The organism is Anaerotignum lactatifermentans (genome assembly GCF_014982935.1).
Lineage (GTDB): Bacteria > Bacillota > Clostridia > Lachnospirales > Anaerotignaceae > Anaerotignum > Anaerotignum lactatifermentans.
Window position 1 is genome coordinate 1 of record NZ_JADCKK010000029.1, and the last position, 23,421, is coordinate 23,421.

Annotated in this window: 17 protein-coding genes and 1 tRNA gene; 16 read left to right on the top strand and 2 right to left on the bottom strand. The window is 47.0% G+C overall.

Going from position 1 to position 23,421, the window contains the following annotated elements; genetic code table 11:
* The 8 genes from INF29_RS15355 to INF29_RS08630 form a co-directional block, all read left to right on the top strand.
* A partial coding sequence (locus tag INF29_RS15355) for an IS3 family transposase (RefSeq protein WP_408626509.1) occupies positions 1-79 on the top strand: 79 nt, incomplete at its 5' end.
* 224 nt (positions 80-303) lie between these two features.
* Positions 304-675 (top strand): DUF134 domain-containing protein, encoded by a 372-nt coding sequence (locus INF29_RS08600; RefSeq protein WP_072849642.1) that lies wholly within the window; start codon positions 304-306, stop codon positions 673-675.
* Positions 672-1,496, top strand: a complete 825-nt coding sequence (locus INF29_RS08605) for an Mrp/NBP35 family ATP-binding protein (protein ID WP_072849644.1) — start codon at positions 672-674, stop codon at positions 1,494-1,496. The genes INF29_RS08600 and INF29_RS08605 overlap by 4 nt, the downstream gene beginning before the upstream one ends.
* A 12-nt stretch (positions 1,497-1,508) precedes the next feature.
* Complete coding sequence (locus INF29_RS08610) at positions 1,509-1,913, top strand: NifB/NifX family molybdenum-iron cluster-binding protein (RefSeq protein ID WP_193485978.1); 405 nt, start codon at positions 1,509-1,511, stop codon at positions 1,911-1,913.
* A 216-nt stretch (positions 1,914-2,129) separates the two neighbouring features.
* Positions 2,130-3,686, top strand: a complete 1,557-nt coding sequence (locus INF29_RS08615) for an amidohydrolase (RefSeq protein WP_193485998.1) — start codon at positions 2,130-2,132, stop codon at positions 3,684-3,686.
* Between the two features lie 12 nt (positions 3,687-3,698).
* Positions 3,699-4,778, top strand: a complete 1,080-nt coding sequence (locus INF29_RS08620) for an endonuclease/exonuclease/phosphatase family protein (RefSeq protein ID WP_193486000.1) — start codon at positions 3,699-3,701, stop codon at positions 4,776-4,778.
* A gap of 481 nt (positions 4,779-5,259) precedes the next feature.
* A complete protein-coding gene (locus INF29_RS08625) occupies positions 5,260-6,627 on the top strand; it encodes an alanine/glycine:cation symporter family protein (protein WP_087988705.1) in 1,368 nt (455 codons plus the stop codon).
* A gap of 618 nt (positions 6,628-7,245) precedes the next feature.
* Positions 7,246-8,613 carry an alanine/glycine:cation symporter family protein gene (locus INF29_RS08630; protein ID WP_193486026.1) on the top strand — a complete coding sequence of 456 codons (1,368 nt, stop codon included), beginning with the start codon at positions 7,246-7,248 and terminating at the stop codon, positions 8,611-8,613.
* A 139-nt stretch (positions 8,614-8,752) separates the two neighbouring features.
* Here the strand turns inward: INF29_RS08630 and INF29_RS08635 are convergent.
* Positions 8,753-8,826 (bottom strand) — tRNA-Arg (locus INF29_RS08635).
* A 126-nt stretch (positions 8,827-8,952) separates the two neighbouring features.
* Positions 8,953-10,269: a glycosyltransferase family 4 protein gene (locus INF29_RS08640; RefSeq protein WP_193486002.1), complete on the bottom strand. Its 1,317-nt coding sequence runs from the start codon at positions 10,267-10,269 to the stop codon at positions 8,953-8,955.
* A 175-nt stretch (positions 10,270-10,444) separates the two neighbouring features.
* Here INF29_RS08640 and INF29_RS08645 point away from each other — a divergent pair, with 175 nt between their 5' ends.
* The 8 genes from INF29_RS08645 (at position 10,445) to INF29_RS08680 (ending at position 23,357) form a co-directional block, all read left to right on the top strand.
* A complete protein-coding gene (locus INF29_RS08645) occupies positions 10,445-12,319 on the top strand; it encodes an ATP-dependent helicase (protein ID WP_193486004.1) in 1,875 nt (624 codons plus the stop codon).
* 82 nt (positions 12,320-12,401) lie between these two features.
* Positions 12,402-14,921, top strand: coding sequence for a hypothetical protein (locus tag INF29_RS08650; protein WP_193486006.1), 2,520 nt, complete (start codon positions 12,402-12,404; stop codon positions 14,919-14,921).
* Entirely contained in the window at positions 14,914-15,840 is a 927-nt protein-coding gene (locus tag INF29_RS08655; protein WP_072849659.1) for an ABC transporter ATP-binding protein, read from the top strand. The genes INF29_RS08650 and INF29_RS08655 overlap by 8 nt, the downstream gene beginning before the upstream one ends.
* Complete coding sequence (locus tag INF29_RS08660; RefSeq protein ID WP_193486007.1) at positions 15,837-16,718, top strand: ABC transporter permease; 882 nt, start codon at positions 15,837-15,839, stop codon at positions 16,716-16,718. Before INF29_RS08655 ends, INF29_RS08660 begins: the two co-directional genes overlap by 4 nt.
* Positions 16,719-16,721: 3 nt before the next feature.
* Positions 16,722-18,188 carry a coiled-coil domain-containing protein gene (locus tag INF29_RS08665; RefSeq protein ID WP_193486009.1) on the top strand — a complete coding sequence of 489 codons (1,467 nt, stop codon included), beginning with the start codon at positions 16,722-16,724 and terminating at the stop codon, positions 18,186-18,188.
* 17 nt (positions 18,189-18,205) lie between these two features.
* Positions 18,206-18,793 (top strand): hypothetical protein, encoded by a 588-nt coding sequence (locus tag INF29_RS08670; RefSeq protein WP_193486011.1) that lies wholly within the window; start codon positions 18,206-18,208, stop codon positions 18,791-18,793.
* 21 nt (positions 18,794-18,814) lie between these two features.
* The gene (locus tag INF29_RS08675) at positions 18,815-20,611 is read left to right on the top strand and encodes a vWA domain-containing protein (RefSeq protein WP_193486013.1); all 1,797 of its coding nucleotides are present in this window, start codon (positions 18,815-18,817) and stop codon (positions 20,609-20,611) included.
* The gene (locus INF29_RS08680; protein WP_193486015.1) at positions 20,601-23,357 is read left to right on the top strand and encodes a VWA domain-containing protein; all 2,757 of its coding nucleotides are present in this window, start codon (positions 20,601-20,603) and stop codon (positions 23,355-23,357) included. The genes INF29_RS08675 and INF29_RS08680 overlap by 11 nt, the downstream gene beginning before the upstream one ends.
* The last annotated feature ends 64 nt before the right edge of the window (positions 23,358-23,421 follow it).

Sequence of the window (23,421 nt, forward strand, 5' to 3'; positions counted from 1 at the left end):
TAATAACCATCGAATCAAAGCAAAGTTAAAGGGCTTGCCACCTGCAATTTACAGACAACAAGCCCTTCTGGCTTCTTAAACAATTTTAATTTGAAAATATTGTCTAACTTTTTGGGTTCAGTTCATTATATGGGGGATTTCAGCTTTTTCATGTTTACTGAGATTTTGTTTGATGTGCGTTTTTCTGAAGGCGCCGTTTCATGCTGTTTGTTTTGTAAAAAATGCAGGATTTATATTGACATATGTCATAAACGGAGTATACTGAAGGAGTAAGTAACATATGTCGAAAACAGGAGGTGTCATATGCCCAGACCGAGAAAGTGCAGAAGGGTTTGCGCCATGCCAAAGAGCAGCCGTTTTGGTCCTTTGAATGGAAGCTGCTGCGGCGAGGTGGTCATGACCGTAGATGAGTATGAAACCCTGCGGCTCATTGATCTGGCGGGATATACCCAGGAAGAATGCGCGGCACAGATGGGCGTTGCCCGGACAACGGTGCAGGGGGTATATAACGACGCCAGACGAAAAGTGGCTGAGTCCCTGGTAGACGGCAAGGTGCTTGTGATCAAAGGCGGCGACTACGACCTTTGCGAAGGCACCGCAAGACCCTGTGGCAGAAAATGTCATCCCATCTGCTGCAAAAAAGATGAAAAACACGAAGGAGATGTAACCTTATGAGCGAAAATTGTTCCCATAACTGCGGCAGCTGCTCCTCTAACTGCAGCAACCGCAAACCGGCGGATTTTCTGGTAGCACCAAATCCCCACAGCAGCATTAAGAAAGTCATCGGCGTTGTCAGCGGCAAAGGCGGCGTTGGTAAATCTATGGTTACCAGCACACTGGCAGTCCTGACCCAGAGAAAAGGCAAACAGACAGCCATTCTGGATGCAGATATCACAGGTCCTTCCATTCCCAAGGCTTTTGGTATGAAGGAAAAAGCTTACGGCACAGAACTGGGTATGATGCCCTGCAAAACAAAAACAGGCATTGACGTTATGTCCGTAAACCTGCTGCTGGATAACGAAACAGACCCCGTTGTATGGAGAGGTCCTGTCATTGCGGAAACAGTCAAACAGTTCTGGCGCGACGTTGTATGGGAAAATGAAGAATATATGTTCATCGACATGCCCCCCGGAACAGGTGATGTTCCTCTGACTGTATTCCAGTCCATCGCCATTGATGGCATCATCATCGTAACTTCCCCTCAGGAACTGGTTGGCATGATTGTTGACAAAGCAGTAAAAATGGCAGAAATGATGAACGTACCAATTTTGGGTATTGTCGAAAATATGTCTTATTTCGTTTGTCCTGACTGCGGCAAGAAACATCAGATCTTCGGTGAAAGCCATATCGAAGAAATTGCGGCAAAACATAACATTCCCGTTGTATGTAAACTGCCCATCAATCCTGAAATCGCTGCAAGATGTGACAATGGGGAAGCAGAAAGCTATGAAGGCGAATGGCTGAATCCCATGATTGACTTTTTGGAAAAAATTTGAGGAGGAACTATCATGAAAACAAGAGTAGCAGTTACTTATGAAAACGGCCAGGTATTCCAGCATTTTGGCCATACAGAACAGTTCCAGATTTTCACTGTAGAAGACGGCAAAATCCTGTCTGACGAAATCGTATCCACCAACGGCAGCGGTCACAGCCTGCTGGCAGACTTCCTGGTAGTACAGGGTGCAACCGTTCTGATCTGCGGCGGCATCGGCGGCGGCGCAAAAATGGCGCTGGCACAGAAAAACATTTCTGTATTCGGCGGTGTAACAGGCGAAACAAGAAAAGTGGTTGAAGATTATCTGGCAGGCACACTGCTGTTCAATGCAAATGCAGAATGTGCAGACCATCACCACCACGACCATGAAAACTGCGGTGAACATGATCACCATTGCGGCGGTCACTGCGGTCACTAAACAGCATACTTTTTGAAATCTATAAGGAGTCGAAACTTCCATTTTCAGATATGGAGTTTCGGCTCTTTCTTTGTTTGATTTGAAAAAATAATAGTTTTCTTACCTATTTATAAATGTTTTCATAAGAAAAATAAATTTTTTGCAAAAAGACATGGGATTTCATTTTTTTGTGGTATCATAATACCATTACAAAAAAGCGGGACAGGAGGCGGAGAAATGCAAGGGACATTATATACAGGCGGAACCATCTATACCATGGAGCCGGGTGTGTCCGTGGTGGAAGCGGTACTGGTGGAAAATGGACGAATTCAGGCAGTAGGCAAAAGAGCGGAGCTGGCAAAAGACGCGGAGAAAGTTGTGGATTTGGAAGGAAAAACCATGCTGCCGGCATTTATTGACAGCCATAGCCATTTGATGGGTGTGGCAAACGGTATGCTGCAGGTGGATTTGGCAGAAGCGTCCTCTTTTGCAGAAGTGAAGGAACGGATTGAACATTTTATCCGGGAAAATCAGGTGCCTAAAGGAAAATGGGTGCTTGCGAAGGGCATCAATCATGGAAATCTGAAAGAAAAACACCTGCCGGAAAAAGCATTTCTGGATGGAATCACTGCGGAACATCCCCTGCTCATTCAGCATACCTCTGGTCATTCCGGTGTGCTCAATTCCATGGGGCTGGCAGAATTGGGTATTACAGAAACAACCACTGATCCGGAAGGAGGACGTATTGACTTTGGGACAGGTTTGCTGGAAGAAAACGCCCTCATTCAGAATATGGATAAGTTTCCTCTGCCGACAGGAGCGGAGCTGGTATCTGCTTTTGAAAAAGCACAGCACTTATATGCTTCCAAAGGCATTACCACTGTTCAGGAAGGTATGTTTGTGGAGCAGATCAAAGGCATTTATGCCATGCTCTATGAACAGAACCGACTGTGGCTGGATGTAGTAGCATATATGGATTTGAAAAATAGTCCCGAACTCATTGATGCTTTCCCCTCCTGCAAAGGGGAGTATGACCACCATTTGAAAGTGGGCGGCTACAAAGTTTTGCTGGATGGTTCTCCTCAGAGCAAGACCGCATGGGTGACGAAACCTTATACCGATGGCACTAAGGGGTATCCTATGCTTTCCGACGAAGAACTGGAACCGTTGGTAGAACGGGCAGTACGGGAACAGCAGCAGCTTTTGATGCATGCCAATGGGGATGCGGCCGCTGACCAGTATTTGCGGGTATATGAGAAAGTGATGAAAAAATGGGGCCCCGGCATTCGTCCTGTTTTGATTCATGGACAGATTATGCGCCATGACCAAGTGAAGGAACTGGCAAGACTGGGCATCACGCCATCCTTTTTCCTTGCTCATGTGTACCATTGGGGCGATGTGCATATGGAAAATCTGGGCATGGAACGAGCAAGACGCATCAGCCCTGTGAGAGATGCCGAGGAAAAGCAGATTCCTTTCACACTGCACCAAGATTCTCCTGTGATTCCGCCGGATATGATGGAAACGGTTTGGTGTGCTGTGAACCGGAAAACGAAAAACGGTGTTGTGCTGGGCGGAGAACAGAAGTTGTCTGCTTATGAAGCTTTGCAGGCAATTACCATCCATGCGGCAAAACAGTATGGGGAGGAACAGGAAAAAGGCACCATTGCTCCTGGCAAGCGGGCGGATTTTGTGGTGCTGGACAAAGACCCCATGACAGCAGAACCGAACGATATACGAAACATACAGGTCATGATGACGGTCAAAGACGGTCAGACCATTTATCAGGTATAAGGAGGAGAAGGCTTGGGAAGAAAAAAGAAAATTGCGGCATTATGCGGCGGTATCGCAGTGGCAGCAGTCATTGGTTATGCCGCTTATGTACTGCTGACTTATCACCGAATTCCTGACGGGAAAGAAACTGGAATTGAGAAAAAAGCGGAAAGTCATGTACTGAAAGAAGAACAATCTTATACAATTTCTAGCTACAACATCGGTTTTGGGGCATATACGCCCGAATTTACGTTTTTCATGGATGGCGGCAAGCAATCTGTCGCAGAAAGTCCAGAAAGCGTTGTAGCCTGCGTAAAAGGGGCAGGAGAGGAAATTGCGGAAATTGCACCGGATTTTGCCTTATTTCAGGAAGTGGATCTGGATTCCACCAGAAGTCACCACATCAATGAATACGGTATGTTGAAAGAATTTTTCCCGGCACAGGACACCACATTTGCTGTCAATTATGATTCTGCATACCTGATGGTGCCGCCTTGGGAGCCTCATGGGAAATCCCTGTCTGGTATGGCTGTTTTTTCATCTTATCCCATAGAAAGCGCCATCAGAAGAAGCTTGCCTATTCAGGAAGATTTCAAAAAACTGCTGGATTTAGACAGATGTTATCAGGTGGTGAAAATTCCCGTGGAAAATGGGAAATATCTCTGCCTGTATCATGTACATCTTTCTGCTTATGGTCATGATGATTCCGTGCGGGCAGGGCAGATTGGCATGCTGACGGCGGACATGCAGGCAGAACGGGAAAAGGGCAACTATATTGTCTGCGGCGGTGACTTCAATCATGAAATGTGCGAGAAGTCTCAGGAAGGAGAAGCCTACAGCTGGGCACATATTTTCCCCAGAGAAATGCTGCCGGAAGGCTTTACCGTTGCCATGGATACGCTGACTGAGGAACAGAAGGCGGATATGCCCCAGAGCACCCGTTATACAGACATTCCCTATGACTCGGAAACTTCTTTCCAGGCAACCGTAGATGGATTTTTGATTTCGGATAATGTGGTATGTGAAAGTCTGGAAGTCATTGATACAGGATATGAATTTTCTGATCATAATCCTTTGGTGATGACTTTCCAGCTGAAAGAAATTTCAAAATAAAGCATGGTTTTTGAAAAAGTGTGGAATTTTTTCCACACTTTTTTCGTATGGTAAAAAAGAATAGAGGGATTTTTAGATAAAATGAATGAAATTAATTACATTTAAAAGAATATAATTCAGTAGAATGCAAATAAAAATGCACATTGTATACTTCTGTGAAAAATTAACCGATTGCCATCCGCCTGTGGTGGAAAGTTGTGCTTCATTGACAGAATCACTTGATTTCATGGGGTTAGAGGCTGAAAAATTCCATAGAAAATGGAGAAAAAATGCTATATTTTTTACATATTTTTACATTTTAGGTATAAAGAAACTGTTAAAATATGGAATTCTCTATTGCAGAATTTACAATTTCTGGATAAAATGGCAGTGAGTTCTAATCAATTTATATGAAGGAGATACCCAGCAGGAACCGCGGCTTGCCGGGCGTCTCTGCGAACCAAAGGACTTATATTTTTAAACTAGGGAGGGAATTAATATGATGGACGTTATTTCTAGTATCCAAGGGGTTGTATGGGGACCCGTCATGCTGGTACTGTTGTTCGGTACACACGTATTCCTGACACTGCGTACAAGAGTGATCCAGAGATATGTGTTCAAAGGCATCAAGCTCTCTGTAACACCTGATAAAGAAGCAAGCGGTGACGTATCCGGTTTTGGTGCGCTGGCAACTGCATTGGCAGCGACCATTGGTACCGGTAACATCGTCGGCGTCGCTACAGCGATCGCATCCGGTGGTCCCGGTGCGGTATTCTGGGTATGGCTGACAGGCTGCTTTGGTATGGCTTCCAAATACGGCGAAGCGATTCTGGCAATCAAATACAGAGTAAAAGGGAAAGACGGCGGTCTGATCGGTGGTCCCATGTATGCTCTGGAAAGAGGTTTGAAACAGAAATGGCTGGGTATTTTGTTTGCACTGTTTGCAGGTTGTGCGTGCTTCGGTATCGGTAATGGTACACAGGGCAACTCCATTTCCAGCATGGTACAAGATACCTTCGGCGTTTCTCCTTATATCACAGGTGTGGTTCTGACAATCCTGACAGGTATCGTTATCATCGGCGGCGTTAAGTCCATCGCAAGAGTATGTGAAAAACTGGTTCCTTTCATGGCTGGTTTCTACATCATCGGCTGTATCATTATCCTGATTTTGAACCATGATTTTGTATGGCCCGCAGTGAAGACAATCGTTACAAGCGCGTTTACACCTCGTGCAGCAGGCGGCGGTTTTGTTGGTGCTACCGTTATGATGGCAATCCGTTTTGGTATTGCCCGTGGTCTGTTCACAAACGAAGCTGGTTTGGGTTCTGCGCCTATCGTTGACGCGGCAGCTGCAACCAGAAACTCCGTTCGTCAGGGTCTGATCGCCATGACTGGTGTATTCTGGGATACCATTATCGTATGTGCTTTGACAGGTCTGGTTCTGGTTTCTTCTATCCTGAAGAACCCCGAAAGTCTGGCTGGTTTGACAGGCGGCGCACTTTCTTCCGCAGCTTTCGCAAGCATTCCTGTTGTAGGTCCTATCGTATTGACAGTTGGTCTGATTTGTTTCGCATGGTCTACCATCCTTGGCTGGAGTTACTACGGTGAAAGATGCTGGGTATATCTGTGTGGTCAGAAAGCAATCATGCCTTTCCGTATCATCTATACACTGGTCGTATTTGTTGGTTCCGTTATGACACTGGACGCAGTTTGGGGTATCGCGGATATTCTGAATGCATGTATGGCATTCCCCAACTTGATTGCTCTGCTTGGTCTGAGTGGTGTTATCGTAGCTGAAACCAAGAAATATCTGTTCAGCGACAATATGGATGGTTGGTCTGATGATGAAATTCCCGTTGTGGATAAATAAGATTTGCTACCATAAAGAGCAGAAAAAAGCAATTATATAAACTGAACAAAAATGAAGCGGCTGTACGATTGAAATGCGTACAGCCGCTTTTTTTACGCATAAATTGGAAAAAAATTCCAATTTTTTTGAAAAAATATACATTTGTGCAAAGTGAGAATTTACATTTTTTTCCAGTGTCCGTTTTAGGAAGTACAAATGTGCGTGATAATCGCCTAAATTGGGCTTTTTTTTGTTTGATTTTGATAATTCGCAATGGGTTTTGCAAGGTGGATTTTGTTAGAAGTATATTAAAAATTTTTCACAAATAAAATTTACTCGTTCAGAATATATTAATAAAAAAGGTATAAAAAAATGCGAATCATTTAATAAGAATTGTATATTTTTGTATCGAAAGAAGGTTTTTAGTAAATTTCTTTCGTAAAAAACTTCTTGTAATTTCTGAAAAATAAGATAAAATAGTAACAGGTGAGGGAATCGACAAGGTATACATAATCAGAATAGACAAAAACCGAAGATGTTTTCGTGGGACATTGTAAGGTTTGCTATTTTGAAAATGTAAAGTCGGTTTCTGCCAACGAAATTATTTTATATTTCATAAAATGGGAGGGAATTAATATGATGGATGTTATTTCTAGTATCCAAGGCGTAGTATGGGGTCCAATTATGCTCGTATTACTGTTTGGTACACACGTATTCCTGACACTGCGTACAAGAGTGATTCAGAGATATGTATTCAAAGGCATCAAGCTTTCCGTAACACCCGACAAAGAAGCAGAAGGTGACGTATCCGGTTTCGGCGCGCTGGCAACTGCACTGGCAGCGACCATCGGTACCGGTAATATCGTCGGCGTTGCTACAGCGATCGCATCCGGTGGTCCTGGTGCGGTATTCTGGGTATGGCTGACAGGCTGCTTCGGTATTGCTTCCAAATATGGTGAAGCTGTTTTGGCTATCAAGTACAGAGTTAAAGGTAAAGACGGCGGTATGATCGGTGGTCCTATGTATGCTCTGGAAAGAGGTCTGAAACAGAAATGGCTTGGCATTCTGTTCGCGCTGTTCGCTGGTTTTGCCTGCTTCGGTATCGGTAACGGTACACAGGGTAACTCCATTACAAACATGGTAGAAAATACATTTGGTATTTCTCCTGTTATCTCCGGCGCTGTCATCACAGTTCTGACAGGTCTGGTTATCCTGGGCGGCGTTAAGTCCATCGCTAAAGTATGTGAAAAACTGGTTCCTTTCATGGCTGGTTTCTACATCATTGGTTGTATCATCATTCTGTTCCTGAACGGTTCTTATGTACTGCCCGCACTGAAACTGATCGTTACAAGTGCATTCACACCTCAGGCTGCAGGCGGCGGCTTCATCGGTTCCACAGTTATGATGGCAATTCGTTTTGGTATTGCACGTGGTTTGTTCACTAACGAATCCGGTCTGGGCTCCGCTCCAATCGTTGACGCGGCAGCCGTTACCAGAAACCCCGTTCGTCAGGGTCTGATCGCCATGACTGGTGTATTCTGGGATACAGTTATCGTATGTGCTCTGACAGGTCTGGTTCTGGTATCCTCTATCATGAAAGACCCCGCTGGTATGACTGGTCTGACTGGTGGCGATCTGTCTTCCGCAGCATTTGGCAACATCCCCGTTATCGGGCCTATCGTATTGACAGTTGGTCTGATCACTTTCGCATGGTCCACAATCCTTGGTTGGAGCTACTATGGTGAAAGATGTTGGGTATACCTGTGTGGTCAGAAAGCAATCATGCCTTTTCGTATCGCATGGACAATCGTTGTATTCATCGGTTCCGTTGTCAGCCTGGACCTGATCTGGGGTATCGCGGACATCCTGAATGCTTTGATGGCATTCCCCAACTTGGTTGCTCTGCTTGGTCTGAGTGGCGTAATCGCAGCAGAAACCAAGAAATATCTGTTCAACAACAATATGGATGCATGGTCTGATGACGAAATCCCCGTTGTTGACAAATAATCAAAATCTTATCCTACCACGAATGAAAAGGCGGCTTTTAAAAGCCGCCTTTTTTATGTTTCTTTTTATATTCTCGATAGGGAGAGAGTGATTGTTTTTTGGAAAAAGAAAAAGAGCTGTTCATTTGAACAGCTCCTAACGTGAGTGACATGATTCGAACACGCGACCTTCTGATCCGTAGTCAGACGCTCTATCCAGCTGAGCTACACTCACATACGTGATTCACGCAAGAAATATAATACAAGAAAGTACATGTTTTGTCAATAGATTTTTTTAGTTTCTTTATGTATTTTTGAGGGGACAATCTGAAGCCCCTCAAAAATACAATTTTATTGTGTATTAGGAACGGTGTCTGGGCAGGAACGACAGTCTTTCTGCAATATGAGAAGAATAAGAACGACTGCGGTGTGCCAGCTTTTTGGGTATTTTTGAAATACGATGGGCAACTCTTGTGCCTTTGATGACGGGCAAAGAGGGCAGTGGAATATTTTCTGCATTCTGGCATGCCCTTACGACTTTCTGATACAGTCCCTCCACATGGTTGCCAAAGGTTTCCACGGAAAGGCTTTCCATGGTGTTCTGGGATGTTGTGGAAAGGTGTTCCCGCAAGGGTTCATCTGTCAGCACGCGATAAAGCAGGTCAGGCAGTTCTGCCGGATCATCAAAAAACATGCCCGTTTCTCCATGGGTCATGAAGTTGACAATGCAGTCATCCCGTCTGGCAACAACGGGAATGCCGCCAGCCATGGCTTCCGCAAAGGTAAGCCCTTGTGTCTCTGACAGAGAAGCACTGCAAAAAACATTGCCCAGCTGATAATATTTTCCGATTTCTGACCAGGGTTTCCCGCCTGTGAAAAGCAGATGGTCGCCAATGCCCAGAGATTCGGCGTATTTTTTCAGATTTTCTATTTCCATGCCTTCCCCAACAATGACCATCATGGTATCCGGCAGTTTTTCCAGCAATTTGGGCAGAGCGCCAATGATGACATCAATGCTTTTTTCCTTGGCAATACGCCCGATGGAAATGAGCACAGGTGTATCTGCCTTCAGTCCAAGGCTATGGCGCAGTTCCAGTATTTCCGCAGGGTTGTAATTGGATTTGCGGAAATGTGAAGTATCGATGCCTGTGGGAATGATGGAAATGGGTTTGTTGACGCCGTAGCTGCGCAGAAGCCGCTCGGTTTTTTTGGTAGGTGCAATGACCGCCATGGCAGTGTTGCAGAAAATGCGGCTGAATTCTCTTGCACCTTCGGCGGAAATAAGATGACCGCCTGCAATGTAATGGACGTAATCTTCATACATGGTGTGATAGGTATGTACCATAGGGATGCCGCATGTTTTGGAAATAAGTTTTCCTAAAAATCCCAGAGAAAATTCCGTCTGTGTATGAATGATATCCAGTTTTAACTGGTGAATCTTACGCAAAATATGGGGCGGGCAGACAAAACAAGCCCGATAATTTTTGACAAAGATAAAGGGCATACTGGGCAAACGGAAGATATGGTCGTCCGTTTCCTGCTGCTGCCGCGGGTCATAAGGCGTGAAGATATATACCTGATGTCCCTTTTTTTCCAGTTCCCGCCGCAAGGTCTGTACGGAAGTTGCGACGCCGTTGAGCTGCGGGAAATAGGTATCGGTAAAGATCCCGATATTCAATTTTGCCACCTCCTGTTTTGATCTTTCTTATGCGATTTTAATATAAAAGACACCCTTTGACAAGTAACAATCCGTTACGAACGTATAAAGATTTTTTTAAGACCTCCCCAGTCTTATGGCGGAGCGGGAAAATATGGTATACTGGAAGCAGAACCCAAAAGGAGGAAAACACATCATGGCAAAGACATTGCATCCCAATCAAATACACGCCATATCCCATGGGGCAGGACCTATGCTGGTGCTGGCAGGTCCTGGTAGCGGCAAGACAACGGTCATCATCCAGCGGATACGCCGCCTGACGGAAAAAATGGGTGTGTCCCCCTATCGGATATTGGTCATTACCTTTACGAAAGCGGCAGCAGAACAGATGAAAACAAGATATGCCGCTTTGCAGGGAAAATCGGGTGTGATGTTCGGCACATTCCACAGCGTCTTTTTCCGCATCCTTCGCCAAGCCTGCGGTTACAGTGTGGAACAGGTCCTTTCCGAGGACGAACGGCGGAATACCTTGCAGAAATTGGTGACAGAAGCCCGCATTTCTGTGCAGGATCAGGAGGAATATATCCAGCAGTTTTTCAGTCAGTATTCTCTCATGAAAAATCAATTGCTGGATGTCAGTGACTTTATGCCGGATGGGCTGCCAAAAGATGAATTTGTGGCTTTGACAAAGAAATTTGATGGCTGGAAACGGCGGAATGAAAAAATTGATTTCGATGATATGCTGACAGAATGCTATGATGTTTTGTCACAGGATGAAAAGGTTCGGAAAGCCTGGCAGGATCGTTTTGACTATATATTGGTAGACGAATTTCAGGATGTGAACCGTGCCCAGTATGCCTGCTTGCAAATGTTGGCGGCACCGAAAAACAATCTGTTTGTGGTGGGAGATGACGACCAGAGCATTTATGGCTTCCGTGGTGCCAGCCCTTCCTTTATGCTGGATTTCCCAAAAGATTTTCCGGGAACGGAAAAAGTTTTTCTGGATGTGAATTACCGCTGTTCCGGGCGTATCATCCGGTTGGCATCTCAGGTTATCGGTACCAATGTAAGCCGTTATGCAAAGGAAATCAAAGGCAATCGGGAACTGGGAGATCGCATCAATGTTTTTGTGTCAAAAGACAGCGGAGAAGAAGCGGAACTGACAGCTCAAAAAATTGCCCGTTTATTGGAAGAGGGAATGCCCATAGAAGAAATAGCCGTGATTTATCGCACCAATATCCAAGGGGGCGCATTTGCCAGAGCCTTGTTCCGTCGGGGGATTCCCTACCATCTGCGGGATGGAGGGTTTCATCTCTATGACCACTGGATTGCAAGAGATTTGGCGGCTTATCTGTTTCTGGCGGAAAATAGGGACAGTGACGCTTCTTTGTTGCGCATTGTGAATAAACCGAAACGGTACATCAGCAAGGATTTACTGGCAGAGGCAGAACAGATGCCCTATGGTTTGTTGCGGAGCCTCCATGTCTGCCCCTCTTTGCAGAAATGGCAGGCGGAACATCTGGAAAGTTTAGAGGAAGATTTGCGGCAGATTCAAAAGCGAAAGCCTTATGAGGCTTTGCGGTATGTGCGGAAAGTGGTAGGCTATGACGAATATCTTTCGGACTATGCGGCTTATCGAAAAGCCAGCCTGTCTAATATGATAGAAATCGCCGACGAAATTACGGAAACGGCTAAAGGAACGGAAAGCGGCACGGAATTTGTGCGGAAAATGGAGGAATTGAGCCGTCAAATGAAGGAACAATCCAAACAGAAAGGCAATACCCATGGCGTGACCCTGACTACATTCCATGGAGCAAAGGGTCTGGAATTTGGCGCAGTATTCCTGCCTTCTCTGGCGGAAGGCATCATTCCCTATGAAAAAGGCAGAAAGGGAAGTGCATTGGAGGAGGAGCGGCGGCTGTTTTATGTGGGCTTGACCCGCACCAAGGACAGGCTTTTCCTTTCTTTTATGGAAAACCGCTATGAGAAACCTTTGAAGCCTTCCCGCTTCCTTATGGAGATGGGATTGGATGAACGTCTATTTTTCAAAGAAAATAGAAGAAAATTTTAAGAAAGAGTTAAAACATTCTGAGAAGCCCCTTGTTATAATGAAAGAAAAACAAATGTGTTTCTACTAGACAGGGAGGACAGCTATGAAATATCATCAAAAACAAAAACTCAAACAAAAGATTTTTGCTGTCATTGCGTTGGTGATTGCCTTAATTATGGTGCTGAGCCTGCTGACACCTGTTTTTGCCGCGGCTCCGAATACACAGACCGTCACGGCTGTTACCAATACAGATGTAGCAGAGCCAACGCCGGAACAGGAACAGGAAAAAATCATTGGTGGTGATCATTTTGTTCTGGATTTGCAGATGGGCTTCGACAATTCTTATATTGTAGAAAAAGTCACGCCTATGACGGCCACATTGACCAATAACGGCGAGGCTTTTCAGGGTGAATTTCAGGTGAAAGTTTACACCTATGAAAACACAGACAGCGGTTTCCAGAAATATGCCCTGTACAGTCAAAAGATGGAATTGCCAGAAGGCGCCACAAAGCAGGTTTCCATGGAATTGGGCTTGAATACGGTACGGCGTTTTATGGAAGTGTCACTGGTGGATGAGGGCGGCAATGTGGTATTTCAGAAACATGTGCCTGTGGACGCTCTTTCTCCAGAAACGGTGGCTGTGGGCGTTCTCAGTGAACAGCCTGCACAGGTACAGTATCTGGCAGGTATGAACTTGTCTGAAAAAACTTCTGTTTTCTTCTTGGATCGGGATACGTTCCCGGAATCCCAAAGTGTTATGGAAAATTTCGCGGTGCTCATCATCGACGATTTTGATACAGCTACACTGGGAGATGCCCAGAAAAAAGCCCTGAAAAACTGGGTGGATAATGGGGGACTTCTTGTACTGGGTACAGGGGTGCAGGCACAGAAAGTTCTTTCCGGTTTGGATTTTGTGGATGTTTCTCTGAACGGTACCCAGAGTGTCAGCGGCATTTCTGCGCCTGATGGAACTGCTTTGTCCTTGTCTGCGCCTCTGACTGTTGCAGGGATTTCCGCAGAAAAGGCGTCTGTAAAATGGGAGGCAAATGGTACGCCTTTGACTTCTCTCATGCCTTATGGCGGCGGTTATGTGCTGCTGAACCATTTTGCTTTGGGTCTGGCGCCTTTTGCCAATATGCCCCAGCAGACAGCTGTGCTGAAAGGGCTTTGCAGTGGTTTGTATGATGCGGAAGGAGAAAATGCAGGGGCGGAAATCACCAACCAGCTGCGTTATGCAGCAAATAGTTTCCCTTCTGTGACAGGAAATTCCATAGTTGTAATCTTTTTGGCAGTCGGTATTTATATTGTACTGGCAGGTCCTGTTATGTATCTTGTGCTGAAGAAAAAAGACCGCAGAGAACTGGGGTGGATCACCATTCCCGTATTGTCTGTTGTATTTTTTGGTGTGGTATTCCTGCTGGCAGGCAGAAGTACTTATCACAATGGTATGATCAGTACAAAAGCCATTGTGGAAATGGAGCAGGACAGCAGTATCGGCGAAGCCCAGATTGCTATGGCTATGAAAGTGCCTGGCAATGGTGATGTGACTCTGGAAAGTGAATTACCCATTCCTGTGCAGCCCCAACTGGATAATGGCTGGTATGACGGCAATGGCAAAACAGAAGAAATAGATTATAAAGTCACTATGGGTGATGGTACCAATATCGTCTTTTATGACAATATGGCATGGGAAACAAACTTTGTCAGTGCCTCTGCCACATTGGAACTGGGCGGCAGCGTTACCAGCAATGTAGCCTTTGATGGAGAAAAAGTTGTGGGCACCGTGACAAACGGAACTTCTGTAAATTTCATGGATGCTTATCTGAAATTGGATTATGTATATATTCCTTTGGGTGAACTCCCTGCAGGAGAAACCATGGAAGTTTCTTATGATTTGAGTGCGGAAAACGTCAATGACCGTTATGGGGAACGAATGACCAACTTGATTACAGGAGATGGTACAACCGTTTGGGATCAGGTGCAGAATGGTACCATTACGGAAGAAAGAGGGTACACACTGCGCCGTGAGCAGGAATTGATGGAAGTCCTTCATAACTGGGATACAACAGAACAGAGCAGTTGGGAAAACAGCCAGATTACTTATGAATTTTTCGGCTTCAGCGATATGCCTATTTTTGACAGCGTGAAGTATCTCAATGGAAAACCCGCAAGGGAAAATTGTCTGAGCATGTTCCATACGGTTGGCAGCAAAGATCTGAGTCGTGAAAAATCTTTTGACCTGCCCTTTACAGTTCTGCCGGAAACAACAGATCAGGCAGTGAATTATGGCGTGTATTATGACAATTGGAACAATTTCTGCGAAGTAAACAACTATATGGATACAAATCAGGAAGTGATTCTGCGCTATGCCGTTGGTGAAGGTGTGCGCATTGATGAGATTCAGTTTGCTTTCGATGAAAGCTATCGTTCCGGTATGTATGCAGACCCTCAGGTGTATAACGTGAAAACGGGACAATGGGAAGATTTTGTGGAAACACCTTATGCACCTGGTGAGGATTATATCAATGAAGAACGTGTGGTACAGTTTAAAATGTATCTGGAGCCGGGAACTTATACCCATGCACCCAGAATGCGCGTGAAAGGAGTGGGTCTGAATGCTTGAAATGAAAGAACTGGTCAAACGCTATGGCAATTTTACGGCAGTGGATCATTTGACACTGACAGTGCCTGACGGCAGCATTTACGGCTTTGTAGGGCCAAACGGCGCCGGAAAGACCACCACTATGCGCATGATGGCAGGACTTTTGCAGGCAACAGAAGGCAGCATCTGGATGGATGATGTGGACATGACAAAAAATCCCAGACTGCTGCGGACGAAAATTGGATATATGCCGGACTTTTTCGGTGTGTATGATAACTTGAAAGTAACGGAATACATGGATTTTTACGCAGGGACTTATGAGGTTCCCTATAAAGACAGAAAAGATATTATTGATGGTTTGCTGGATATTGTAGACCTGTCCCATAAGAAAGAGGCTTATGTGGATTCCCTTTCCAGAGGGATGAAACAGCGCCTTTGTCTGGCACGAAGCCTCATTCATGACCCGAAACTGCTGATTTTGGATGAGCCCGCATCTGGTCTGGACCCTCGTGCTCGCGTGGAAATGAAAGAAATCCTCAAGCAGTTGCAGTCCATGGGGAAAACCGTTGTCATCAGCTCACACATCTTGCCGGAATTGGCGGAGATGTGTACAGAAGTGGGTATCATCAATCAGGGAAAACTGGCAGCCCAAGGGACGGTACAGGAAATCATGCGGCAGCTGACCCAGAAACGCATCATTTATGTGCGTCCTTTGGCGGATGTGTCCAAGACAGTAGAAATCCTGCAGGAAATGCCTGCGGTAAAAGAAATCACGGAAAATACCGCCGATCTGGAATTTGTATTCGACGGCAGCGAGGAAATGCTGGCGGAAATCCTGAAACGTTTGGTAGAAAGCGGCATTGGAATCGTGTCTTTCCGTGAGAAAGAAGGCAATCTGGAAGAAATCTTCATGCAGGTGACAGGAGGTGCAGGCGTATGATGAATCCGGTTTTGCGCAAAGAAGCCATTACCACCATGCGAAGCTGGAAAACTTATGGAGCATTGGTGCTGTTTCTGGTGATTTCGTCAGTCGGCGCCATGCTGTATATCGATTTGGCCATGTTCCAAAATCGCGATCTGAGCTTTGACCCCTCAGCAATGGTTTGGCTTTATGTGGTGCTGGCTGCGGTGCAGATGGGACTGGTCCTTTTGACAGCGCCGGCAGTGGCAGCGGGCAGTATCAGCGGCGAAAGAGAACGGCAGACATTGGATCTGCTGCTGGTGACAAAAATGAGCCCTCTTTCCATTGTGCTGGGGAAACTGGCATCTTCTTTGATGTATGTGATGCTGCTGGTTGTGGCAACATTGCCCATTTTTGCCATTGCCTTTTACTTCGGTGCCGTATCGGTGGTGCAGGTGGCGGAAGTATTTGCTTTCGTGCTGGTGACAGCCTGCATGGTAGGCAGTGTTTCTGTATTTTTCTCCTGCCTGTTTAAGCGCACCATCGTATCCATTGTGCTCATGTATCTGGTTATCGGATTTTTGTGCTTCGGTACCTTGGTACTGCTGGCTTTTTACTATATGTCTTATGATGGTTTGTATAATGGGGATATTCCTGTATTGGCAACCATTTTGATTCTCATTCCCAATCCCGGTGTGGCGTTTTTCTCCTTGATGAATGCCCAGCTGGGGACGGATGTGACATATTCGCTGTTGCGGATGACCGACCAGACTTCCGCAATCTATCAGTGGATGGGAACACATATATGGCTGCTGCATCTGGTATTCGATCTGGTGGTCATTGTAGTGTTTGTACTGCTTTCTGCTTACATCATCAATCCGGTGCGGGAAAAGAAGGTACGAAAAAAGAAGGGATAAGCCATGAAAGAATTTTTGCGTTTACTGGCTCCCCTGCGGCATAAGCTTATGGCGGAGCGATTTTTGAAATGGTTTATATATGGAGAAACAGCGGCAGGCATTTTATGCCTTGCCGTTGTTGTATTGTCGAAATTTTGGACGGAAATTCCGGTTTTGCCTCTCTGCGGCGTGTTTGTTTTGCTGGGGCTGCTCATAGCCCTTACGGCAGCCTTTTTCCTGCGAAAAGTGACGGAGAAAGAAACGGCAGAAACGGCAGACGCCTTGGGCGGCGCAGAGCGAATGATTACCACCATGGAGCTTTTGGGCAAAGGTACGCAAAATCCCGTGGAGGAAATGGCAGTGGCAGATGGTTTTACCAAAGCCAAAGAAACGGATTTTGCCAAGCTTTATCGGATGCGCCTGCCCGTGAAGGTGCTGCGTGTCCTTGCGTTGGTGGTGGTGCTTACCATTGGTGCTGGATTTATGCCGGTGCGGCGGGATAAGGATGCGGAGGTCTATGCCAATGCCCAGCTGGAGAGAATCGAGCAGGTAAAGGCGGAAGAAACGCCGGTGCTTTCCAAAGAAGAAAAGAAAGTCTTTCTGGAAGCGGCAAAGGCATTGGAAAAAGACCTGAAAACAGCAAAGACCAAAAAAGCCGCGGAAGAAGCTGTGCGGGAAGCCCAGCAGAATATGAAGCAACTGGAAAAGGAGAGCGTTTCCAAAGATTTGAAAGAATTGGCGGAAACGCTGAAGCAGGAAGAAAGCACGGCGGCATTGTCTGAAGCCTTGGAACAGGGAGATGAGGCATCCATTTCTCAGGCAATGGAACAGCTGTTGCAGAAAATGGCAGCCATGGATAAAGGTCAGGCAGCATCCTTGGCACAACAATTGGCAGAAGCTGCGGAAAATATCAGTGACGAGGAATTACAGGAAGCCTTGAAAGCCTTGGAAGAAGCCCTGGAAAATGGAGCAGACCCGTCAGAAGCTAGCGAAGCCCTGAAAAATGCTCTGCTTTCTCAGGCACAGGTGAATAGTGCTCTTAGAAGCAGCCTGCAAAAACTGAACCGCAACGTGGGACAGCAAAGTCTGGCGAAAAAAGTGGAAGGCGAAGGTGAGTCCACAGGCGGCGAAGGTCAGGGCGCGGAAGGTGAAGGAACCGGCGGTCAGACGGGCAGCGGCGGCAGCGGAACCGCTGGCGTAGGTAATGGCGGTCAGGGTCGTGGATTCGGTCATGCAGAGCCGGAAAAAATTTATACCCGTTCCGCGGCAGGCAAAGACGGTTACGATGCCCAGCTGAAAGGAACGGATTCCGACGAAGGTCAGACCACCATAACGGAACACCGCACCATGGGGCAGGCAGGAACATCCGTGCCTTATGATACGGTCTATGGTCAGTACCGCAACGAAGCCATGGAAACACTGGAAAACAGCAGTGTGCCCTATGGTATGCGGGAACTGGTTTCTGATTATTTTGCCACACTGGAACGGTGAGAAAGAAGGGATTTTATATGAAAATCTGGAAAATAGCAGGTGTTTTATCTTTCTGTATGCTGGCAGGCTGCGGCCATCTTTCCGCTGCGGATGAACAACAGTTGAAAGACGGTTTGCAGGATGCCTCCCAGCAGCTGGGCAGTGCCATGGAACAGACCGGAGAAGCATGGGATAAGGCACAGGCGGAAATCGAAGCAGAAATGGCAAAAATCAACTGGGCAGAAAAGATCTTTCTGGAAGAAAACAGCGACGGCAAGCCTGTCCGTGTGGTGAACAGCGACGGTACTACCGTGGAGGATATGGACGCTTTTCGGGAAGCCATCCAAGTTTCTGACTGGACAAAGGTGGATGCACTGCCTGCGGATGTGACAGAAAGCGGCACTTTCGCCCTGCGGCAGAATGCCACCATCAAGCTGGGAGAAACGGTATCCAATACGGATTATAAGATTGCCCAAATGACTGTTTATAAAGAAGGCTATGTGACACTGGAGATTCTGGATGGTATGACGAAATATCTGGATATTCTCATTCCAAAGGAAAACTTTGTGGCAGTGTATCAGGTACCGGAGGATGTGGCAGCATACTTACAGGATTGCGCCGCTTAATTGACAGAGAGGAGGGGGACGATGCACTTTGCACAGCCCCTTTTGGGATTGTTGGCACTCCTTGCGGTGCCAATCATCCTGTTGATGTATTTACTGAAACAAAAATATAAAGAAAAACAAGTGCCCAGTCTGTATCTTTGGAAAAAGGTATTGACCCAGACAAAGGCACAGGAGCCATGGCAGAAGCTGCGGAAAAATCTGCTGATGTTTTTGCAGATTGCGGCGGCGGTTCTCCTTGCTCTTGCCTTGTCCGGTCCTTATCTCATGGGAAAAATACAGGTGCGGGATTATATCATTGGTTTGGACTGCTCTTTGAGCATGCAGGCGACGGATGTGGAAAAAAGCCGTTTTGATGCCGCAAAGGCAGATTTGACAGAACTTTTGGAAAATACAGCGCCCGGCTCTCGTTTTTCTCTGGTGATGCTCACAGACACGCCTACATTGGCTGTCAGCGGCGGGGAAAAGGATGTGGTTCTGCGTATGGTGGAAAATGCGTCCCCTACAGCCGGCGGTGCAAACTGGGAAGAAGCGAAAAGTCTGCTTTCTGCGGAACAGGAAGCGCTGGGCGGCGAAATCGTGGTGTATACAGACGGATATGGCAATTTGGGCACATTACCCGCAACGGAGCAGGTTTATGTTGGAGATGGAGAGAATACAGCGGTAACACTCCTTTCTCATACGGCACAGGAAGACGGATTGTATGTCATGGCAAGGCTTCATCACTATGGCAAAAGCGACCAAGAGAAAACCGTTACCCTTTACGCAGACGGTGCGGCTTTTGACACCAAAACCGTCACGGCGGCAGCCGGAGCGGATACGGATGTGGTATTCCGTGGCGTTCCCGAGGAAACAAAGACACTGGAAGTGCGGATTTCTCCAGAAGATGCCTTGACAGCAGATAACAGCCGTTTTGCGGGATTGGCAGCGGCTAAGCAGCAGAAAGTGCTGCTGGTTTCTGAAAGCAATCTCTTTTTGGAAAAAGCCCTTTCCCTGTCCGATCAGGTAGAACTCTATCAGACAGATACCTTACAGGAAAATCTCTCAGGATACAGTCTGTATGTGTTTGACGGGGTATTACCGAAAACCATGCCGACGGACGGTCATTGGCTTCTTATTAACCCACACAGCGGAAACGGTATCGTGGAAACGGGAGCGGAGCGTGAATTTGCGGCAGATGTCCGCGGACTTTCTGACAGTGGTCTGGAAAACTGCGGTGATATTTCTTTTGCGCTGGCAAAAGGAACACCCCTTTCCGCTTCCTGGGGCACAGCCTTTTTGCAGGCAGAAGGGCAGACCTTGGGGCTTTATGGAGAAACAAATGGCAGAAAAGTAGCAGTTCTGGGTTTTGACCTCCATGACAGTGATTTTCCTTTGCAGACAGAATTTCCTATCTTGCTGTATCGATTGATGGAATGGTATTTCCCTGCCAATGGTTCCGGGGTTTCCCAAGTGACAGCGGGAGAACAGGTGAGCCTTTCTCTGCTGCCTACTACAGAAACGGCAACAGTCATGACAGCCGCAGGCAAGGAAATTTCCATTGCACCGCCATTTCCGCCTCAGACATTAACGGAAACGGCAGAACCGGGGCTTTATACCCTCAGGGAAACAGACAGCGCACAGAATGTGACAGAAACACCCTTTGGGGTCAATGCCAAAACCGAAGGGGAATCGGATTTGTCCCTGCGGGGAGAACAGACAGAACAGACACAATCCACAACGAAAGAAATTCAAGGCAGCAGAAGCGTCCTCAGGTGGGTACTGTTGCTGCTGCTTGTGGTATTACTTGTAGAATGGCGGGTGAATTGCCGTGAACATTGATTGGCAGCAGCCTTATTGGCTGATTTTATTGATTCCTGTAATGGCAGCCATACTGTTTTTTGCCAAAGGCGGACAGTTTGCATCGCCATTTCGGAAAAAAGTCCATACCATCATGCGGATGTTTCTTTGCTTTGTGCTGATTCTTGCCATGGCAAATCCCACTTTGCTTATGACAGCAAACACCACCACAACGGTATTTGCTGTTGACCGTTCTGCCAGCGTGGAAAAAACGGAAGGAGTGGTACAGGCATTTTTGCAGGAAGCCCAGCAGGCCAAAGAAAATCGGGATCAACTGGGGCTGGCTTCCTTCGGGAAACGGGCAGGGGTGGAACTGACACCGGACAAAGATACCGATGTGACCGCAGGCTTCTTGTCTTTGGTGGATAAAGGCGGCAGTTCTCTGGAAAACGCCCTGCGTCTGTCTGCTTCCCTTTTGCCGGATGGTACCGCAAAACGCATTGTCCTCCTGTCTGACGGCAACGAAACGGAAGGAAATGCTTTGCAGCAGGCACGGGCATTGGCGGCACAGGGCATTACCGTGGATGTATATCCTCTGGTGTCCGAAGAACAGCCGGAAGTGCAGCTGACGAAGCTTGAATTGGCGGAAGTCATCAACATCAACAGCCGCTATGAATTGGCATTGCAGATTGACGCAAACATTGACACCACGGCACAGGTGCGGCTTTACAAAGGCAATACCCTCATTGCCGATGAATCTGCGGAAATCCACAAAGGAGAAACTCGTATGGTATTTTCCGATATCACCACCACCGGCGGCGGTGTGACCTATCGGGCGGAAATTGTTCCGGCGCAGGACACCATGGGGGAAAACAACCGGGTTTATGCCTATACTTATATAGAAGATATTCCCAGAATCCTCATTGTGGAGCAGGAGGACAGCGGCAGGGAATGGGAAAGCATGCTGTCCGGTCAGGTGGCTGTCCAGAAAGTGACAGCAGGCAGCGCACCCACTGCCATGGAGCAGCTGGGAGCCTATGACGGCGTCATCCTTGCCAATGTATCGGCGGAAAATCTGCCGGATGGCTTTTTATCCGCACTGGAAACCTATGTCCGCACCACCGGCGGCGGTCTGCTGGTCAGCGGCGGCGAAAATGCTTTTGCGCTGGGCGGTTATCAGAATACCCCGCTGGAGGAAATGCTCCCTGTGGATATGGATTTGAAAACAGAAGGGCAGAATTCTGATTTGACTATGATTATGGTCATTGACCGTTCCGGCAGTATGATGGACGGTAATTATGGTGTTTCTCGTATTGACATGGCAAAAGAAGCAGCTATCCGCAGTCTGGATCATTTCCAGCAGGGTGACAGGGTAGGCGTGGTGGCTTTTGACTCTTTTCCCGAATGGGTGATGGAACCTTGCAATGTCACAGAAAACAAAGACGCTCTGACGAATGCCATCGGCAGTATTCAGGCGGACGGCGGTACCAGCATATTGCCTGCCCTGAAAATGGCAGTGGATGCCATGAAGGAAGAAAATACCAAACAGAAGCATATCCTCCTTTTGACAGACGGTCAGGCGGAACAGTCCGGCTATGACAGTGTTCTGACAGAAATGCGTCAGCGGAACATTACTCTTTCGACAGTAGCCGTAGGGGGCAGCGCAGATACGCAGTTATTGCAGCGTTTGGCGGAAAACGGCAATGGGCGGTATTATTTTACGGATGAATTTACGGACTTGCCGGAAATTTTCGCAAAGGAAACCATTTTGGCAGGGAAAGAATTCATCAATAACCGGACTTTTTACCCTGAACAGCAGGACGCTTCCGCCATTTTGTCGGGCATTGACGCTGTGACGGAACTGGATGGCTATATCAGCACCACGGCAAAAGCCAGAGCCGACAAAGTCCTCATCAGCGACAAGGAAGAACCCATTCTGGCAACATGGCAGTATGGTCTGGGCAGAACGGTAGCGTGGACGTCTGACGTGCATGGACAATGGACGGAGAAATGGCTTGCATCTGACAGCGGCGTGAAAATCCTCCGCAATGCGGTTTCCTGGATGATGAAAAATAATGCCATGACGGATATGACCCTGACGGCAGAAGCAGGTGAGGACGACAGCGTTCTGCGGCTGACCATGCCTTTTTCCGAGGATGTATCACAAGTACAGGTGACGGTGGTTTCTTCTGACAACGAAACAGAAACGGTGCAGATGCAGTCTACGGCTCCGGGGATTTATGAAGGTGTCTTTTCTTCGGCAAAAGAAGGGGCTTATCTGGCGGCGGTGCAGGTGGCAGAAAAAGATGGGACCACCACCAATTCCAATACAGGTTTTTATCTGTCCTATCCCAAAGAGTACGACATGACAACCAGAGAAAATGGCAACCAGCTCCTTCAGCAGATTGCCGAAAGCACCGGCGGCAGAGTGCTGACCAGCGGCAGCGAGGTTTTTGCGGCAGATGCGGCACAGTCTGTGAAACATCAGTCTATGCAGAATCCTTTGCTGATACTGGGCGTATTCCTGCTCCTGTTGGATATATTCCTGCGGAGATTCCCCACAGTATTGCAGAGGGCAGAAGGAGCCCTTGCAGTACGGAAAGACAGAAAACAGGCGAAAAAAGCAGAAAAACCTGTGAAAGCTCCAGCAAAACAGGCGGAAAAAGAACAGGTATCCAAAGAGAAAGAGAAGAAAACAATGCCTGCGGAAAAACCGGCAGATACGCCAGAAGAGCATAAAAATACAACACAACGGCTTCTGGATGCCAAAAAACGCCGCGGAAAGTAGGTTTGTGAACCAATTATGTAATAAAAATGTAAGGAAATTTATTATAATTGATATTGTTTTTTTC

Bases quoted from the DNA above. Each gene is read 5' to 3' on its own strand.
- INF29_RS08650 (WP_193486006.1), top strand. From the start codon at position 12,402: ATGAAATATCATCAAAAACAAAAACTCAAACAAAAGATTTTTGCTGTC.
- INF29_RS08655 (WP_072849659.1), top strand. From the start codon at position 14,914: ATGCTTGAAATGAAAGAACTGGTCAAACGCTATGGCAATTTTACGGCA.
- INF29_RS08670 (WP_193486011.1), top strand. From the start codon at position 18,206: ATGAAAATCTGGAAAATAGCAGGTGTTTTATCTTTCTGTATGCTGGCA.
- INF29_RS08625 (WP_087988705.1), top strand. From the start codon at position 5,260: ATGGACGTTATTTCTAGTATCCAAGGGGTTGTATGGGGACCCGTCATG.
- INF29_RS08675 (WP_193486013.1), top strand. From the start codon at position 18,815: ATGCACTTTGCACAGCCCCTTTTGGGATTGTTGGCACTCCTTGCGGTG.
- INF29_RS08660 (WP_193486007.1), top strand. From the start codon at position 15,837: ATGATGAATCCGGTTTTGCGCAAAGAAGCCATTACCACCATGCGAAGC.
- INF29_RS08615 (WP_193485998.1), top strand. From the start codon at position 2,130: ATGCAAGGGACATTATATACAGGCGGAACCATCTATACCATGGAGCCG.
- INF29_RS08645 (WP_193486004.1), top strand. From the start codon at position 10,445: ATGGCAAAGACATTGCATCCCAATCAAATACACGCCATATCCCATGGG.
- INF29_RS08665 (WP_193486009.1), top strand. From the start codon at position 16,722: ATGAAAGAATTTTTGCGTTTACTGGCTCCCCTGCGGCATAAGCTTATG.
- INF29_RS08605 (WP_072849644.1), top strand. From the start codon at position 672: ATGAGCGAAAATTGTTCCCATAACTGCGGCAGCTGCTCCTCTAACTGC.
- INF29_RS08630 (WP_193486026.1), top strand. From the start codon at position 7,246: ATGGATGTTATTTCTAGTATCCAAGGCGTAGTATGGGGTCCAATTATG.
- INF29_RS08600 (WP_072849642.1), top strand. From the start codon at position 304: ATGCCCAGACCGAGAAAGTGCAGAAGGGTTTGCGCCATGCCAAAGAGC.
- INF29_RS08610 (WP_193485978.1), top strand. From the start codon at position 1,509: ATGAAAACAAGAGTAGCAGTTACTTATGAAAACGGCCAGGTATTCCAG.